This is a genomic window from Stutzerimonas stutzeri (assembly GCF_000219605.1).
Lineage (GTDB): Bacteria > Pseudomonadota > Gammaproteobacteria > Pseudomonadales > Pseudomonadaceae > Stutzerimonas > Stutzerimonas stutzeri.
On the sequence record NC_015740.1, the window covers coordinates 2,316,572 to 2,332,785 of the forward strand.

At 64.8% G+C, this 16,214-nt stretch carries 15 protein-coding genes and 1 pseudogene; 8 read left to right on the forward strand and 8 right to left on the reverse strand.

The genetic code is table 11. The features are described 5' to 3' along the window. Positions 1-172: 172 nt before the first annotated feature. The 3 genes from PSTAB_RS10760 to PSTAB_RS10770 are packed head-to-tail and all read right to left on the reverse strand — an operon-like array spanning position 173 to position 2,572. Positions 173-832, reverse strand: coding sequence for a response regulator (locus tag PSTAB_RS10760; protein WP_013982923.1), 660 nt, complete (start codon positions 830-832; stop codon positions 173-175). Beyond that, positions 832-2,094, reverse strand: coding sequence for a sensor histidine kinase (locus tag PSTAB_RS10765; RefSeq protein WP_013982924.1), 1,263 nt, complete (start codon positions 2,092-2,094; stop codon positions 832-834). Before PSTAB_RS10765 ends, PSTAB_RS10760 begins: the two co-directional genes overlap by 1 nt. Positions 2,095-2,134: 40 nt before the next feature. Then, entirely contained in the window at positions 2,135-2,572 is a 438-nt protein-coding gene (locus tag PSTAB_RS10770) for a cupredoxin domain-containing protein (protein ID WP_041771941.1), read from the reverse strand. Positions 2,573-2,962: 390 nt separating this feature from the next. Here PSTAB_RS10770 and PSTAB_RS10775 point away from each other — a divergent pair, with 390 nt between their 5' ends. The 8 genes and pseudogenes from PSTAB_RS10775 to PSTAB_RS10810 all read left to right on the forward strand — a co-directional run bounded on the left by PSTAB_RS10775 (position 2,963) and on the right by PSTAB_RS10810 (position 10,915). Further along, positions 2,963-5,128, forward strand: a complete 2,166-nt coding sequence (locus tag PSTAB_RS10775; protein ID WP_013982926.1) for a methyl-accepting chemotaxis protein — start codon at positions 2,963-2,965, stop codon at positions 5,126-5,128. A 129-nt stretch (positions 5,129-5,257) separates the two neighbouring features. Further along, a complete protein-coding gene (locus PSTAB_RS10780) occupies positions 5,258-6,445 on the forward strand; it encodes an ABC transporter substrate-binding protein (RefSeq protein ID WP_013982927.1) in 1,188 nt (395 codons plus the stop codon). A gap of 2 nt (positions 6,446-6,447) precedes the next feature. After that, complete coding sequence (locus PSTAB_RS10785; protein WP_013982928.1) at positions 6,448-6,924, forward strand: SEL1-like repeat protein; 477 nt, start codon at positions 6,448-6,450, stop codon at positions 6,922-6,924. Positions 6,925-6,942: 18 nt separating this feature from the next. Then, complete coding sequence (locus PSTAB_RS10790; protein WP_013982929.1) at positions 6,943-7,914, forward strand: YVTN family beta-propeller repeat protein; 972 nt, start codon at positions 6,943-6,945, stop codon at positions 7,912-7,914. Beyond that, on the forward strand, positions 7,911-8,741 hold the full coding sequence (locus PSTAB_RS10795) for an ABC transporter ATP-binding protein (RefSeq protein ID WP_013982930.1): 831 nt from the start codon (positions 7,911-7,913) through the stop codon (positions 8,739-8,741). The genes PSTAB_RS10790 and PSTAB_RS10795 overlap by 4 nt, the downstream gene beginning before the upstream one ends. Further along, a complete protein-coding gene (locus PSTAB_RS10800; protein ID WP_013982931.1) occupies positions 8,738-9,529 on the forward strand; it encodes an ABC transporter permease in 792 nt (263 codons plus the stop codon). Before PSTAB_RS10795 ends, PSTAB_RS10800 begins: the two co-directional genes overlap by 4 nt. Positions 9,530-9,632: 103 nt before the next feature. Beyond that, positions 9,633-10,196 (forward strand): PQQ-dependent catabolism-associated CXXCW motif protein, encoded by a 564-nt coding sequence (locus PSTAB_RS10805; RefSeq protein ID WP_013982932.1) that lies wholly within the window; start codon positions 9,633-9,635, stop codon positions 10,194-10,196. 53 nt (positions 10,197-10,249) lie between these two features. Further along, a pseudogene (locus PSTAB_RS10810) lies at positions 10,250-10,915 on the forward strand (response regulator). Positions 10,916-10,939: 24 nt separating this feature from the next. On the opposite strand, the gene cysG reads toward PSTAB_RS10810, so the two are convergent. The 5 genes from cysG to lolA all read right to left on the reverse strand — a co-directional run bounded on the left by cysG (position 10,940) and on the right by lolA (position 16,210). After that, the gene (cysG, locus tag PSTAB_RS10815; RefSeq protein WP_013982933.1) at positions 10,940-12,337 is read right to left on the reverse strand and encodes a siroheme synthase CysG; all 1,398 of its coding nucleotides are present in this window, start codon (positions 12,335-12,337) and stop codon (positions 10,940-10,942) included. A 123-nt stretch (positions 12,338-12,460) separates the two neighbouring features. Then, positions 12,461-13,741, reverse strand: a complete 1,281-nt coding sequence (serS, locus tag PSTAB_RS10820) for a serine--tRNA ligase (protein ID WP_013982934.1) — start codon at positions 13,739-13,741, stop codon at positions 12,461-12,463. A gap of 72 nt (positions 13,742-13,813) precedes the next feature. Next, positions 13,814-14,188 (reverse strand): fluoride efflux transporter CrcB, encoded by a 375-nt coding sequence (gene crcB, locus PSTAB_RS10825; protein WP_011913416.1) that lies wholly within the window; start codon positions 14,186-14,188, stop codon positions 13,814-13,816. Next, the gene (locus PSTAB_RS10830) at positions 14,185-15,510 is read right to left on the reverse strand and encodes a replication-associated recombination protein A (RefSeq protein WP_013982935.1); all 1,326 of its coding nucleotides are present in this window, start codon (positions 15,508-15,510) and stop codon (positions 14,185-14,187) included. The genes crcB and PSTAB_RS10830 overlap by 4 nt, the downstream gene beginning before the upstream one ends. 73 nt (positions 15,511-15,583) lie before the next feature. After that, positions 15,584-16,210, reverse strand: a complete 627-nt coding sequence (gene lolA, locus PSTAB_RS10835; RefSeq protein ID WP_003298841.1) for an outer membrane lipoprotein periplasmic chaperone LolA — start codon at positions 16,208-16,210, stop codon at positions 15,584-15,586. Positions 16,211-16,214 lie beyond the last annotated feature (4 nt).

Consider the following 16,214-nt stretch of genomic DNA (forward strand, 5'->3'; position numbering starts at 1 on the left):
GCTTGGTATTACGTCCTGTGGACTAGAACGGCCGACGACTTCCAGCGCGCGCAGGCGCCGCCCGTCCGTACGGGCCGTGGAAAGACGGGGAAGCGGCAGCGAAGCGCTGCCAGAGGAAGGTCGCCGCGGCAAGAACCGCGGCAAAAATGAATGCGACCGTACCGTGCTGCCGTCAGGCCTCGCAGAGCATGTGGTCGCCGACGCGCAACAGGCCCTGGTCAATCGCCAGGTGCACCAGCTCAGCCTGGGAGCTGACTTCGAGCTTGCTCTTGAGCAGCGCCAGGTGATTGGAGACGGTCTTGCTGCTGATGCACAGCCGTTCGGCGATCTCGCGATTGCCGATGCCCCGGGCGAGCATGATGAAGATCTCCATTTCACGCGGCGTCATATCTGCCAGCCGTCCTTTGACGGGGGAGCGCGACGGCCGCTGACAGGCCAGATCGGTCGCCAGCGGCTGCTCGATGAAGGTCTGCCCGGCGAGCACCTTGCGTACCGCCTCGACCAACACGTCCGGCGCGCAACGCTTGGTCAGGTAACCCGAAGCGCCGGCGTCGAGCGCCTGACGCACCAGCGCCAGCTCGTCGTGCATGCTGAACACCAGCACCGGCAACAGCGGCAATCGCTGGCGCAGGCGCCGGCAGGTCTCCAGGCCACTGATGCCCGGCAGGCCGAGATCGAGCACGACCAGATTCGGAATGCTTTCCTGCACCTGCTGCAGCGCCTGCTCGCCGCTTTCGGCTTCGCTGACACTCACCTCGGGCAACAGGGCCTTGAGCAGGCTGGCATAGCCCTGACGCACCACCGCATGGTCATCCACCAGCAGTATTTTCATCACGTCGCTCCTTCCACAGGCAGATTCAGATAAAGCGCCCAGCCGTGCCCTGGGCGATGGCGCATGCGCAGCCGCGCGCCGAGACAGCGGGCGTGTTCCACCATCGAACGCAGACCGACCCCGAGCCGCTCAGGCGGCAAGCCATGGCCATCGTCGCGCAGCAACAGCCGCACCCCGTTGCGATCGGCCCGTAGCTGCAGTCGCACGCGGGTCGCCCGCGCATGGCGCGCCACGTTGGTCAGTGCCTCCTGCACCATGCGGTACAGGTGCAACTTGGCCTCCATCGACAGGGGTGGCAGCACACCCTGCAACTGCAGTTCGCACTCGATCCCCTGGGTGCTCTGCCACTGCTCGGCAAGCTGGCCGATGGCATCGGCCAGTTCGAGGTGATCGAGCATCACCGGGTAGAGGTCGCGCACCAGGGTGCGGAAACCGTTCTGCAGATCCAGGCTGTGCTGTTCGAGATGGGCCGCGGTTTCACGCACGGCATCCGGCTGGTCCGCCTGGACCCGCAACAGGCAGGCCCGGGCGCGGATGCCTGCCAGGTACTGTCCCAGGTCGTCATGCAGGGCCTGCGCCAGACGGGTGCGCTCGCGTTCCTGCAGCGCGAGCAGCGCCTGTGTCAGCCGGTCGTTATCCGCTCGCGTGTCTTCCAGCGCGGCAGCCATGTGATTGAAGCGCTCGGCGAGTTCGCGCGCCTCGGCGAAGCGATGGGGCGGCAGCCGGGTATCGAGCCGCCCGTCGGCGATGCGCACCAATGCGCCGAACAGCTCTGCCAACACGCGCATGCCGGGGCGCACCGCCCAACGGATCGCCAACAGGCAAAGCAGCAGGGCCACTCCGAAAAGAGCCAGCAGCTGCAGCAGCGAATCCCTGACTTCCTCGACCTCGTCGCTCGGATCGACGCTGATCTGCAGGCGCTCGCCCCCGGGAAGCTGCAGCTCACTGGGAGCGGCCAGCTCTGCCGGGTACAGCCACGTGCCGAGCCAGTCGGTGAGCAGCGTATCGCCGCTGTCGGTCGCTGGCTGCCCGGGCGACAGCCAGCGCACCCGCACATGCCGCAGGCTATCGGTAAGTTCGGGGCGCAAGGTGGCGGGATCGCGCTCGGCCATCTCGCCGAGGTAGGCAACCACGGCCGCTGCGGCATCCAGTTCGCGCTGCACGTCGTGGCTCGCCTGGCGCAGCAGCACAGCCAGGCAGACCATCGCCACGAGGGCGAAGAACAGTGCCACCAGCAGGTTCAGTCGCCAGAGCGCGGACATATCGGCTACCTCCGGAATTCAGCCACCTTCGCGTGTCGCCTCACTTGACCACGAAGCGGCCTTCCATGCCCTTGCCCTCGAGCCCCTTGCAGTAGAACGGGTAGCTGCCCGGCTTGACCGGCAGGAAGAAAATCTCGGCCTCGCCGGCATCCTCGAACTCCAGCTCGACCAGGGTGATGGCCTTGATCTCCACACCGCCAGCCTCGACCTTGCGCAAGAAAATCGACTTGGCGAACTCCGGAGCCTGGAACGCGCACTCCTTCTGGCCGTCGGAGCTGACCTTGAGCTGGTAAGCGACACCGGTCTCCAGCTGGTATTCCTTCTGCGAGACGGCGTAGTCGCTATCCTCTGAACCGAAACGCAGGTCCGGCAGAGCCTGGGTGCGGCGTGTGAGATCGCCGGCGGCGTGGCTGCAATCGAAGCCGATCAGGCTGCCGATGAACAGAACGTTGAGCAGCAGAGCTTTGTAGGTGGGCATGGCACTGGCCTCTTTATTGTTGTCGGTGACCATCCTAAGGCGCCGCGCTCGCCACCACCTCCTACCTTGGTAGCGCCTCGCGGCCAGCAGAGGTCGCCACGTCGAGCCCGGCCAGTAATGGAATCTGGGCCAGCCGGCCACTCGATTCAGCGCAAAGGCAGCCACAGGTCTCGCGGGCCGGAAGACCGCCGCATGCCCCGCCACAGCCATACCGCTACCAAAGTATCGGTACCAAGGTACGGATCAACTTCCCTGAGGTCCGGCCGCAATATCTCGATATCAATGATGCCAATTGGACATCACCCATTTCGCGCAACCGCCGAGACGCGATCACGCGCTCGAGGGCTCGCCGCAGCTGTCTTCTCATGCGTTATCAGGAGTCGTACCGTGATGCCTCTCAAATCCATCCAGCAGCGAATAGCGGTTATCGGCGGCTTATGCCTGCTGATATCCGCGGGAATCTTGATCGGCTACAGCGTTTATCTGGCCAGTTCCACCCAGCATCTGGTGTCGACCCGTGTCAGCCAGCAGGCACAGGAAGACGCGTTGCAGAACCTGCAACACCTCGCCGGCCAATACGCGGAAGAGATCCGCACCGAGTTCACCGAGGCGCTGGAAACGGCGCGCAGCATGGCAACCACCTTCGCGGTCGCCAAGTCGAAGGAGAACGGCGGATTGCAGGTCGGCCGCGACGAGGTCAACGCGGTCTTGCTGAACGTGCTGAAGAGTCAGCCGGACTTCAACGGAACCTATTCGTGCTGGGAACCGGACGCGATCGACGGCCAGGACTACCTCTTCACCGACGGGCAGAACGGCAACAACGCCCAGACCGGACGCTTCACGCCTTACTGGACGCGAAGCGCAGACGGCAAGATCGCCGTCCAGCCATTGGTGGAATACGACACCCAGGACAAGCACCCCAACGGCGTACTCAAAGGCGGCTGGTACATCGGCCCGCGGGAAACCCTCAAGGAGAGCGTGCTCGGCCCTCTGCCATATGTCGTACAGGGCAGGCAGGTCTGGTTGGCGACGCTCTCGGTACCAATCATCGCGGACGGTCGCTTCCTCGGTGTGGCCGGTACCGACTATGACCTCGACTTCGTCCAGCGTATCAGCCAGGAAGTCTCCGCAAAGCTGTTCGAGGGCCAGGGTGAAGTGGCGATCGTCAGCGATCAGGGCTTGATCGTGGCGGAGAGCCGGTATCCCAACCTGATCGGCCAGCATTTCCAGCAGGTACTGCCGGACGCGTGGCGGCCCGCTCTGGATTCGATCCAGAAAGGCGAACGGCTTGCGCGGCTGGATGACAACGGAATGATGATCGTCCTGGCGCCGATTCACCTGGGCCGCACCGGCAAACCCTGGTCGATGATGCTCAAGATCGACAAGCAGATCGTCCTGGCCAAGGCGACCGAACTCAAAGCCGAGATGGACGCGCAGAGCCAACAAAGCATGCTGCAGCAGGTCGGCGCCGGGGTCGTCATATCGCTGCTCGCAGTGATTGCGCTATGGCTCTCGGCACGCGCGATTGCCCTGCCCATCCGCAGGGCCGCACAACTGGCTGGTGCGATTCAGAAGGGCGACTTCTCGCAGCGCCTGGGGCATCGCTCGGCTGATGAAGTAGGCCAGCTCTCGGCCAGCCTCGATCGCATGGCAGACAGTCTGCAGGAGCAGGTGCATGTCGCCGAGCGCATCTCTCAGGGCGACCTGGCGGTGGAGGTCCGTCTGGCATCCGAACGCGACCAGCTGGGCCTTGCCCTTCGACGAATGGTGGACAACCTGAACGAGCTGGTCTCCCAGGTGCAGCTAAGTTCCGAGCTCATCAACGACAAGGCCGGCCAGGTCACTCGTCTGAGCCACGAGCTATCCACCGGCGCGACCGAGTCGGCCTCGGCCGTCACCGAAATCAGCGCCACCATCAACCAGATGGCGGTACAGATCCGTCAGACCTCCGAGTACGCGAACGAAGCCAACAGTCTCTCGCGCAAATCCGAACATTCGGCGCGAGGCGGCAACGAGCTGATGGCGACGTTGAAGGCCGCCATGCAGGAGATCAATCAGTCCGGCCTGGATATCACCAACATCATCAGAGCGATCGAGGAGATCGCGACACAGACCAACCTGCTTGCCCTGAACGCGGCCATCGAGGCGGCTCGCGCCGGCGAGCATGGTCGCGGATTCGCGGTGGTCGCGGACGAGGTGCGACAGCTCGCGGCACGCAGTGCCGAGGCCGCGCAACGCTCGACCCGCCTGATTCAGGAATCCAATGCACGGACGGTCAAGGGTATGGAGTTGACCGACGACACCGCGCAAGCGCTAGAGGCCATCGTTCGCGGGGCAGCGCAGGTATCGCAACTCGTGGAAGAGATTGCGCAGGCTTCGAGCCAGCAGGCGTCCGGCATCGAACAGGTCAGCCAGGCCATCGGCCAGATCGATGAAGTGGTGCACCACAACAGTTCGAACTCGGATCAATCGACCCAGGCGGCTCAGGAACTGACGCAGCAGGCGCGGCAGATGATCGAGCAGGTCGGACGCTTCAAGGTCCGCTCGGTACGCTAGTCGATCAAGGAGAGGCGGCGCCCTTGCGCCGCTTCTCTACTACCTTGGTACCGCCCCGCCGGTACTTTCTGCATATTCCCCCGCTCCGCCATGGTTCCTATGCTGCCTGCAACGTCACAGGAGCTGCCCATGCGCCACGTATTACGACGAGCCGGTTTGCTGGCCGCCCTCGCCTGCTGTGCGCCCTTCGCTCTGGCGGCTGCCGGGGCCGAGCTTGAGGTGCGTATCGGCTATCTCGGCTACCGCCCCGATCCCGGTCCGCTGCTCTCCAACGTGATCCCCGAACCGGAGGACGCCGGCCTGCGCGGGGCCGAACTCGCCATCACCGACAGCAACAGCACCGGGCGCTTCCTCAAGCACAGCTACGTGCTGGACGCCGTGACCAGCGAAACCTCCGACGACCTGCTGCAGCAGGCAGCCCGGCAGCATGCCGACGGGCTGCGCCTTTTCGTGGTCAACGCGCCGGCCGCGACGCTGCGCCAGCTCGCCGAAGCGATGCCGGACAGCCTGCTGATCAACGCCGGTAGCGCGGACGATGCGCTGCGCAGCCAGAACTGCCAGGTCAACGTGCTGCATACGCTGCCCAGTCGAAGCATGCTCGCCGACGCCCTTGGCCAGTTTCTCGCCGCGCGGCGCTGGAATCGCTGGATGCTGATCGTCGGCCCTACCGAAGACGACCAGGCCTACGCCGAGGCGCTGAGGCGCGCGGCCAAGCGTTTCGGCCACCGCATCCTGGTGGAAAAGCCCTGGAGCTTCGACAACGACCAACGCCGCAGCGCCCAGGCGGAGATGCCGCTGTTCACCCAGGCCGCCGAGTATGACGTGGTGCTGGTGGCCGACGAGCGCGGCGACTTCGGCGAGTACGTGCCCTACCAGACCTGGCTGCCACGGCCGGTTGCCGGCACCCAGGGCCTGACCGCAACCGGCTGGCACAAGACCGTGGAGACCTACGGCGCCGCGCAGCTGCAGAAACGCTTCGAAGCGCACGCCGGACGCTGGATGAACGATCGCGACTTCGCCGCCTGGATGGGCGTGCGCAGCCTCGCCGCGGCCGTCACGCGCCTGCGCGGCACCGACGCCGCGGCGATCCGCCAGCTGTCGCTCAGTGGCGAACTGCCGCTCGACGGCTTCAAGGGCCGCAAGCTGAGCTATCGCGCCTGGGACGGCCAGCTGCGCCAGCCGATCCCGCTGGTGCACCCACGCGCACTGGTTTCCAACTCGCCGCAGGACGGCTTTCTGCATCCCACCAGCGAGCTGGACACCCTGGGCCTCGATGCGCCGGAAAGCCGTTGCCGCCTTGACCAGCAGGAGCCTTAAACATGCGCCGTGCACTTCTCATGCTGGCTTTAGGCACCCGCCTGGCAAGCGCCGAGACCAGCGATCTGAGCTACGAGTCCTACATCGACAGTGATAAGCGCATCAAATGCCTCTACGGCTACGCTGCCGAAAAGACCGGTGACCACGCTTCGGCCAGGAAGATCTTCGAGGACTGCATTGAGCGTTGGAGCGACGTGTATTCGATGATCTGGCTTGCCCAGATGTACGAATCGGGCTCCGGCGTGCCCGCTGACCAAGCCAAGGCCGCAGCCTTCCTGAAGCAGGGCGCGGAACAGCCGGACGACGCCGCCTACGTCAGCCTGGCGCGCTATCACTGGGGCGTGGCCCTGGCCGAAGGCCGCGGCGTCGACGCCGATCCCGATGCCGCACGCGCCTGGCTGGAACGTGCCGCGGCCGGTGGTCAGCAGGAAGCCGCCGAGTACCTCATGCGGCTGGATGCCACCCGCACAACAGAATAACGACAAGAGAGCCCAAACATGCCCAGAACTGCCCTTGCCTCTGCGATCACTCTGGCCCTGGTCTTCGCCAGCGGCTCCGCGGCCGCGGCTACCGCCTATGTCTCCAACGAGAAGGACGACAGCATCAGCGTCATCGATCTCGACAAGATGGAGACCGTCGAGACGCTGCAGGTCGGAATGCGCCCGCGCGGCCTCACCCTCTCCCATGACAACAAGCTGCTCTACATCTGTGCCAGCGATTCGGACACCGTGCAGGTGATGGATCTGGCCACCCGCCAGATCGTCAAGCAGCTGCCGTCCGGCGCGGACCCCGAGCAGTTCGCCCTGCACCCCAACAACAAGTGGCTGTACATCTCCAACGAGGACGATGCGCTGGTCACCGTGGTCGATGTCGACAAGGAAGAGGTGCTCGCGCAGATCGATGTCGGCGTCGAGCCGGAGGGCATGGCGGTCAGCCCGGACGGCAAATGGGCAGTCAACACCAGCGAAACCACCAACATGCTGCACTGGATCGACACCAGTACCAACCAGCTGGTGGACAACACCCTGGTCGACCAGCGCCCTCGCCACGTCGAGTTCACCAAGGACAGCAAGCTGCTCTGGGCCTCGGCCGAGATCGGCGGAACGGTCAGCGTGGTGGACGTGGACAAGCGCGAAATCCTCAAGACCCTGACCTTCAAGATCAAGGGCGTGCATCCGGACAAGGTTCAACCGGTGGGTATCAAGCTCACTTCCGACGGCAAATACGCCTTCATCGCACTGGGCCCGGCCAACCACATCGCGGTGGTCGATGCGAAGACCTACGAGGTGCTGGACTATCTGCTGGTCGGTCGACGCGTCTGGCACATGGCGTTCAACCCCGACGAGAGCCTCCTGCTGACCACCAACGGCGTCAGCGGTGACGTTTCGGTGATCGATGTGGCCAAGCTGAAGGTCACCAAGTCGATCAAGGTCGGTCGCTACCCCTGGGGTGTGGTGGTCACGCCATGAGCTCGCTGGAGGTCAGCGACGTGGCCTTCGCCTATGGCGCGCGACGTGCGCTGGACGGTGTCAGTTTCGCCGCCGCCAAAGGGAGATTCACCGCACTGCTGGGGCCGAACGGCGCGGGCAAGTCGACATTGATCGCCCTGCTCACGCGCCTGTACGACCTGCAACGGGGGCAGATCCGCATCGCCGGTTTCGGCCTGCGCGAGGCGCCGCGCCAGGCGCTCGCCCGCCTCGGCGTGGTGTTCCAGCAGAGCACGCTGGACCTGGACCTGACCGTCGAGCAGAACCTGCGCTACCACGCCGCCCTGCACGGCATGCCGCGGGCCTTGGCGAATGAACGCATCGAACTCGAGCTGCAGCGCCAGCAGCTCGGCGAACGGCGCCGCAGCAAGGTGCGTGAACTCAACGGCGGCCACCGCCGACGCGTCGAGATCGCCCGCGCGTTGCTGCATCGCCCCGAGTTGCTGTTGCTCGACGAGGCCAGTGCAGGCCTCGACCCTGCCAGCCGCCAGGCACTCAACCAGCATGTGCGAGCGCTCTGCCGTGACGAGGGCATGAGCGTGCTCTGGACCACTCACCTGCTCGATGAGATCCAGGCCGATGACGATCTGCTGGTGCTCAATCGCGGCCGTCTGGTCGCTCAGGGCAGCGTGGCGAGCTTGGCCCTCGATGGCGAGGATCTGGCAGCGAGCTTTGCACGGCTGACCGGGAGCGACGCGCAAGGCGCAGGGCTCGATGGAGCAGCACATCGGTCCGCAGCCATGCCGCCGAAAACAACCGAGCCCGCTGGCGAAAGCACGGGGCTCGCCTCTGGAGCGAAACACTCATGACGGCCTATTGGGAATGCCTGCGCGGCATCGTCCTGCGCGAGTGGCTGCGTTTCGTCCAGCAGCGCTCGCGCTTTCTCAGCGCGCTGGTGCGCCCGCTACTCTGGCTGGTGGTGTTCGCCGCCGGCTTTCGCGCGGCACTCGGCATCGCCATCATCGAACCGTACGACACCTACATCACCTACGAGACCTACATCGTGCCGGGGCTGGCCTGCATGATCCTGCTGTTCAACGGCATGCAGGGCTCGCTGTCGATGGTCTACGACCGCGAGATGGGCAGCATGCGTGTCTTGCTGACGAGCCCGCTACCGCGCAGCTTCCTGCTCACCAGCAAGCTGCTGGCCACGGCGCTGATCTCACTGCTGCAGGTCTATGCCTTCCTCGCCATTGCCTGGTTCTACGGCGTGCAACCGCCGCCGCTGGGTCTGCTGGTCGCCCTGCCCGCCCTGCTGCTGGTGGCGCTGATGCTGAGTGCCCTGGGGTTGCTGCTGTCAAACGGCATCCGCCAGCTGGAGAACTTCGCCGGGGTCATGAATTTCGTGATCTTCCCCATGTTCTTCCTGTCCTCGGCGCTGTATCCGCTGTGGAAGATGCGCGAAGCCAGTGAATGGCTGTACTGGATCTGCGCCATCAACCCGTTCACCCATGCCGTGGAACTGGTGCGCAACGCCCTGTACCTGCGCCTGGCGCCTACTGCGTTGCCGGTGTGCCTCGGGCTGACCGTCATCTTCAGCCTGCTCGCAGTGCTCAGCTTCAACCCGCAGCACGCCGCGTTGCGCCGGTCGGCATGAGACGACTACTACTTTGGTACCGGTTCTCCCCTCCATCGTAGGATTTCAAAGACGTGGCCATTGTTCTGTAATCGACCCACCCAAACCCTAAGGAATACGGACTATGTTCAGGTCGCTGCTGCCCTTGCTGATCGCCGCGCTGCCTGGTTTCGGCATGTCCGTGACTGCCGTGGCCGAAGAGCAGCTCGCCCTGTTCTCCGCCGAGGGTTACCGCCAGACGCAATACCGCAGCCCGACGCCGGCAACCGCCGAGGGCGCGCAGACGCTGGATACCGCGGCACTCCAGGCATTGCTGGCAAAGGCGCCTGACGTGGTGCTGGTGGACGTCTATCGCAGCCAGTGGCTGGCTGGTCGCTTCGTCGACAGCGAGCCCCACGCCAACCTGCCGGGCAGCATCTGGCTGGCCAACACCGGCGATGGAAATCTGCAGCCCGAATGGGCAAGCTACTTCAGTGACAACCTGAAACGACTCAGCCAGGGCGATACCGAGCGACCGCTGGTGTTCTACTGCCGCTCCGATTGCTGGCTGGGCTGGAACGCAACCAGGCGCGCCCATGCCTTGGGCTATAAACGCCTGTACTGGTATCGCGACGGGGTGGACGGCTGGGAGCAGGCGGGACTGCCGCTGCACCCGGCGACACCGGAGCCGCTGCCTGGCGACGACTGACCTACCGCGCGCGAGCACGCCCCACCATAATCACAACAAAGAGGTGACCGGCCTTGTACAAGATCCTGATTGCGGACGACCACCCGCTGTTCCGTGAAGCCATCCATAACGTCATCCGCGATGGCTTTCCCGACAGCGAAATCCTCGAGACTGCCGATCTCGACAGCGCGCTTGCCTTGACGCTGGAGCACGATGATCTCGATCTGGTGCTGCTGGACCTGAACATGCCCGGCATGCACGGGCTGAACGGCCTGATCAACCTGCGCAACGAGGCGCCGACCATTCCGGTGGTGATCGTCTCGGCCGAGCAGGACAAGCAGATCGTGCTGCAGGCGATCACCTATGGCGCGGTCGGCTTCATCACCAAATCTTCGCCACGTGCACAGATGACCGAAGCCATCGAGCAGATCCTCAATGGCAATGTCTAGCTGCCGTCGGACATCATTCGCAGCCAGAAGAGCCCGAGCCGCCACTCGCACCACAGCGAGCCCTCCATCCCGCCGGAGCTGCTGCAGGCGCTGACGCGCAAGCAATTGCTGGTACTCGAGCGCATGACCAAGGGCGAGTCGAACAAGCAGATCGCCTACAACCTGGACATCGCCGAGACCACGGTAAAGGCCCACGTATCGGCGATCCTGCGCAAGCTCAACGTGCACAACCGGGTCCAGGCGATCCTTTCCGCCGGCGACATCGACTTCACCGCCTACCTGCGCCGCTGAACACGGCGCAGGCAGCAGCCAGCCCTATCGACCCGCCGCCTGCGCCCCTTCGAACCAGGCGAGCTTCTCGCGCAGCTGCACCACTTCGCCGACGATCAGCAGCGTCGGTGCCTGCACGTCTTCCTGTGCGATGCGCTCGGCCAGTGTCCCCAGCGTAGCAGTGAAGACACGCTGGTTGCTGGTGGTGCCCTGCTGCACCAGCGCGGCGGGTGTTCCCGCCGACCGTCCATGAGCGATCAGCTGCTGGCAGATCACCGGCAGCCCCACCAGCCCCATGTAGAACACCAGCGTCTGCGCCGGCGCGGCCAGCTCGGACCAGGGCAGATCGCAGCTGCCATCCTTGAGGTGCCCGGTGACGAAACGTACCGACTGGGCATGGTCACGATGGGTCAGCGGAATACCGGCATAGGCCGCGCAGCCACTGGCAGCGGTGATACCCGGCACTACCTGGAACGGCACGCCATGTGCGGCCAGCTCTTCGATTTCCTCGCCACCGCGGCCAAAGATGAACGGGTCGCCGCCCTTCAGCCTGAGCACGCGCTTGCCCTGCTTGGCCAGTGTCACCAGCTGCTGGTTGATCTGCTCCTGCGGCACGGCATGATCCGCACGCTGCTTGCCGACGTAGATGCGGTCGGCATCGCGCCGGCACAGGTCGATGATCGCCGGGGCGACCAGTCGGTCGTAAAGCACCACATCGGCCTGCTGCATCAGCCGCAGGGCACGGAACGTCAACAGGTCCGGATCACCGGGACCGGCACCGACCAGATAAACCTCGCCCAGCGCCTTAGGCGCCGCGCCGGCAAGCTTCTCGGCCAGCAGCCGTTCGGCCTCGGCGGTCCGCCCGGCCAGCGCCTGCTCGGCGATAGGCCCCTGAAACACCTCCTCCCAGAACACCCGCCGTTGCTGCACGTTGGCGAACCTGGCCTTGACCTGGGTACGAAACTGTTTTGCCAGCCCGGCCAGCTGACCGTAGGCTGCCGGGATCCAGGTCTCGATGCGCGCACGGATCAGCCGCGCCAGCACCGGTGCGTCGCCACCACTGGAAACGGCGACCACCAGCGGCGAGCGATCGACGATGGCCGGGAAGATCACGCTGCACAGCTGCGGCGAGTCGACCACGTTCACCGGAACGCCAAGCGCATTGGCATGCTGCGACACCGTAGCGTTCAGCGGTTCGTCATCGGTCGCCGCGATGGCCAGCACACAACCCTGCAGATCCTGCCGGTCGTAACCGCGATCCAAGCATTCCCCAGCGCCCGCGTGCACCAGCTCGACCAACTGCGCCTCGATGCTCGGCGCCACCACCCGCAAGCGTGCCCCCGCGTCGCTCAGCAGTCGCGCCTTGCGCAGTGCGATCTCGCCGCCGCCGACGATCAGCACCGTGCGGCCCTTGAGGTTGTGGAACAGCGGGAGGTATTCCATGGGCGAATCCTGGGAGGTCGTTTGAGGTATGGGCATCACAGCCATTACGGCCGCGATGCCCCTTGTCGAAGATCAAGGATCCGGCCTGATGCCAGGACCGCGTTGACGCAGCGCGCCGAAGCCTCAGCCGATGACTTCGATGCCGCCCATGTACGGCTTCAGCACCTCGGGCACCAGAATGCGCCCGTCGGCCTGCTGGTAGTTCTCCAGCACGGCGACCAGCGTACGGCCGACGGCCAGCCCCGAGCCGTTGAGCGTATGGACCAGCTCCGGCTTTCCGGTTTCCGGATTGCGATAGCGCGCCTGCATGCGCCGCGCCTGGAAGTCGCCGCAGTTGGAGCAGGAAGAAATCTCGCGGTACTTGTCCTGGCTCGGCACCCAGACTTCCAGGTCGTAGGTCTTGGTCGCGCCGAAGCCCATGTCACCGGTGCACAGTGACAACACACGGTAAGGCAGCTCCAGCAACTGCAGCACCTTCTCGGCGTTGCCGGTCAGCTCTTCCAGCGCCTCGAAAGACTTCGACGGCTCGACGATCTGCACCATCTCGACCTTGTCGAACTGGTGCTGACGGATCATGCCGCGGGTATCGCGCCCGGAGGCGCCGGCCTCGCTGCGGAAGCACGGCGTGTGGGCGACGAACTTCAGCGGCAGTTGCTTGGCATCGAGAATCTCGCCGGCCACGATGTTGGTCAGCGACACTTCTGCGGTCGGGATCAGGTAGAAGTCTGCCTCGCCTTCGCGGCTGATCTTGAACAGATCTTCCTCGAATTTCGGCAGCTGACCGGTGCCCTGCAGCGCAGGCGCCTGCACCAGGTAGGGGGTATAGGCCTCTTCGTAGCCATGCTCACGGGTGTGCAGATCGATCATGAACTGCGCCAGGGCGCGATGCAGGCGGGCGATCGGCCCACGCATCAGGGCGAAGCGGGCGCCGGACAGCTTGGCGGCGGTCTCGAAATCCAGCCAACCGTGCTGCTCGCCCAGGGCGACATGATCCTGCACCGGGAAGTCGAAGGCCTTCGGCGTGCCCCAGCGGCGAACCTCGACGTTCTCTTCCTCGTCCGCACCGACCGGCACGGACTCGTGCGGCAGGTTGGGGATGCTCAGCATCAGCTGGTCCAGCTCACTCTGGATGCGGTCCAGCTCCTGCTTGCCGGATTCGAGTTCGCTGCCCATGCGATCCACATCGGCGAGCAACGGGGCGATGTCCTCACCGCGCTGCTTGGCCTGGCCGATGGACTTGGAACGCGCATTGCGCTCGGCCTGGAGTTGTTCGGTGCGGGTCTGCACGGTCTTGCGCTGAGCTTCCAGCGCTTCGATGCGCGCCACGTCCAGCTGGTAGCCACGGGTGGCCAGGCGGGCCGCCACGTCCTGTAGCTGAGTGCGTACCAGTTTCGAATCAAGCATGGTGGGTCTCGTCTGTGAAAGCTTGGATGAAGGGCGAAGAGGGAGCGAAGTTTACTGTGAACGGCCGTCGGTTCATAACCTGGCGAGCGCCAGACCCGCCCAGGCCGCGAGCAGACCACCCAGCACGCTGCCGCCGACGTAGGCGAAGGCAGTCGCCAGCTGGCCGCTTTCCAGCAGGCGCAGTGCATCCAGCGAAAAACTGGAGAACGTCGTGAGTGCGCCAAGAAAGCCGATGATCAGTGCACCACGCAGCTCCGGCGAGATATCCGGCCGGGCGAGAAAGGTGGCGTAGAGATAGCCGATCAGCAGGCAGCCCAGCAGGTTCACCGCCACGGTAGCCAGATAGAAATGCCGCGGCCATTGGGCGCTGACCCAGGTCGCGAGCGCAAAGCGCAGGAGGGTTCCGATCACGCCGCCGCAGGCGACGGCGAAAGCCATGCGGATCATTCCTTTCTCCGTTGGATGGGGCTTTCGCGATCGAGTCGGGCGAGGTGCTCCAGCTTGTCGCGGATCTTGCTTTCCAGGCCGCGAGGCACAGGCTGGTAGTAGCGACGCGGCTCCATGGCCTCGGGAAAGTAATCCTCACCGGCGGCATAGGCGTCCGGCTCGTCATGGGCATAGCGGTACTCGTTGCCGTAGCCCAGTTCCTTCATCAGCCTGGTCGGCGCATTGCGCAGATGCAGCGGCACTTCCTGCGAGCCGTTTTCCGCCGCGTCGCGCATGGCCGCCTTGAACGCGGTATAGACGGCGTTGCTCTTCGGCGCGCAGGCGAGATAGACGATCGCCTGCGCCACGGCCAGCTCCCCTTCCGGGCTGCCCAGGCGCTCCTGCACGTCCCAGGCGTTCAGGCACAGCGGCAGCGCGCGGGGGTCGGCATTGCCGATTTCTTCGCTGGCCATGCGCACCACTCGGCGGGCGATGTACAGCGGGTCGCAGCCGCCATCGAGCATGCGCGCAAACCAGTACAGCGCAGCATCCGGATTCGAGCCGCGAACCGATTTGTGCAGCGCCGATATCTGGTCGTAGAAGGCCTCGCCACCCTTGTCGAAACGACGGCGACTGTCGCCCAGCAGATCCTGCAGCAGGTCGGTGCTGATGACGCCACCCTGCTCGGCCAGGTCGGAGGCGTTCTCCAGAAGATTGAGCAGCCGCCGCCCATCGCCATCCGCCGCCGCCAGCAGCATCTGGAAGCTCTCTTCCGGCAGCGTGAGATGGAGCTCGCCGAGGCCCTTGGGCTCGGTCAGCGCGCGCGTCACCAGCTTGCGCAAGGCCGCTTCGTCCAGGCTTTTCAGCACATAGACGCGGGCCCGGGAGAGCAAGGCGTTGTTGAGTTCGAAAGAGGGGTTTTCGGTGGTGGCGCCGATAAAAATCAGCGTGCCGTCTTCCACATAGGGCAGGAAGGCATCCTGCTGAGACTTGTTGAAGCGGTGCACTTCGTCGACGAACAGAATGGTCCGCCGGCCGTACTGCGCCGCCTGCTGCTTGGCGATCTCCACCGCCTGGCGAATCTCCTTGACCCCGGCGAGCACGGCGGAAACCGTCTCGAAATGGGCATCGGAAACCTTGGCCAAGAGCCGCGCCAGGGTGGTCTTGCCTACACCGGGTGGGCCCCAGAACACCATGGAATGCAGCGCGCCCTGCTCCAGCGCCTCGCGCAACGGCTTGCCGCGGGCAAGCAGATGTTCCTGCCCGACGTATTCGTCGAGGCTGGCTGCGCGCAGACGCGCGGCAAGCGGCTGGGCGACGGGTTCGCGGCTGAACAGGTCCATTGCCGGCAGGATTACCTCGATTGCAGCGGCCCGCCAGGCGGGCCCGCCGTTAAAAACGGATGCCGAACGCCGATCACTCGGCGATGACGTCGGCCCCTTCGGGAATCTCAAAGGTGAACAGGTCGGCCTTGAGCGGCTGATTCATCTTCACCCCCATGAAGAGGATATTGGTGCGCTGACCGACACTGTCGATCAGCTGCATGTCATTGATCACGCCACCGCGGAAGGACAGCCGCAGGTTGTCGAACAGGGTGTCCTTTGCCTTGGGCTTGAGGGTGAAGTCCACCACATCCCCTGCCTCCTTGTGCGAGACCTCGAAGTTCTCGCTGATGGTGGAGACGTCGCCGGACAGCAGCAAAGCCGGTGTGTGTGTCAGGCGCTGGTCGAGCTCCTGGATGGTGACCTGCTCGAGATCCGGGTCATACAGCCACACCTTCTTGCCGTTGGACACCAACAGCTGCTCCATCGGCGCATCGGTGTGCCAGCGGAACTGGCCGGGACGCTTGAGCGCCAGCTCCCCGGAGGTCTCCTGCAGCTGGGTGCCACTGCCATCGAGCGAGAGCTGCGAGAAGCGGCCAGTCAGGGTTTCGGCCTGGTTGAGCAGGCCGGTCAGGCGTTTGGTAGAAGCCGCCTGGTCGGCGTGGGCCGGTGCCAGAGCGACCATCAGGACAGATGCACACAGCAAACGGATCAATTGCATGTAG

Bases quoted from the DNA above. Each gene is read 5' to 3' on its own strand.
- PSTAB_RS10800 (WP_013982931.1), top strand. From the start codon at position 8,738: ATGACGGCCTATTGGGAATGCCTGCGCGGCATCGTCCTGCGCGAGTGG.
- cysG (WP_013982933.1), bottom strand. From the start codon at position 12,337: ATGGAATACCTCCCGCTGTTCCACAACCTCAAGGGCCGCACGGTGCTG.
- PSTAB_RS10770 (WP_041771941.1), bottom strand. From the start codon at position 2,572: ATGCCCACCTACAAAGCTCTGCTGCTCAACGTTCTGTTCATCGGCAGC.
- PSTAB_RS10775 (WP_013982926.1), top strand. From the start codon at position 2,963: ATGCCTCTCAAATCCATCCAGCAGCGAATAGCGGTTATCGGCGGCTTA.
- PSTAB_RS10765 (WP_013982924.1), bottom strand. From the start codon at position 2,094: ATGTCCGCGCTCTGGCGACTGAACCTGCTGGTGGCACTGTTCTTCGCC.
- PSTAB_RS10760 (WP_013982923.1), bottom strand. From the start codon at position 832: ATGAAAATACTGCTGGTGGATGACCATGCGGTGGTGCGTCAGGGCTAT.
- crcB (WP_011913416.1), bottom strand. From the start codon at position 14,188: ATGATCCGCATGGCTTTCGCCGTCGCCTGCGGCGGCGTGATCGGAACC.
- PSTAB_RS10805 (WP_013982932.1), top strand. From the start codon at position 9,633: ATGTTCAGGTCGCTGCTGCCCTTGCTGATCGCCGCGCTGCCTGGTTTC.
- PSTAB_RS10780 (WP_013982927.1), top strand. From the start codon at position 5,258: ATGCGCCACGTATTACGACGAGCCGGTTTGCTGGCCGCCCTCGCCTGC.
- PSTAB_RS10830 (WP_013982935.1), bottom strand. From the start codon at position 15,510: ATGGACCTGTTCAGCCGCGAACCCGTCGCCCAGCCGCTTGCCGCGCGT.
- lolA (WP_003298841.1), bottom strand. From the start codon at position 16,210: ATGCAATTGATCCGTTTGCTGTGTGCATCTGTCCTGATGGTCGCTCTG.
- PSTAB_RS10790 (WP_013982929.1), top strand. From the start codon at position 6,943: ATGCCCAGAACTGCCCTTGCCTCTGCGATCACTCTGGCCCTGGTCTTC.
- serS (WP_013982934.1), bottom strand. From the start codon at position 13,741: ATGCTTGATTCGAAACTGGTACGCACTCAGCTACAGGACGTGGCGGCC.
- PSTAB_RS10785 (WP_013982928.1), top strand. From the start codon at position 6,448: ATGCGCCGTGCACTTCTCATGCTGGCTTTAGGCACCCGCCTGGCAAGC.
- PSTAB_RS10795 (WP_013982930.1), top strand. From the start codon at position 7,911: ATGAGCTCGCTGGAGGTCAGCGACGTGGCCTTCGCCTATGGCGCGCGA.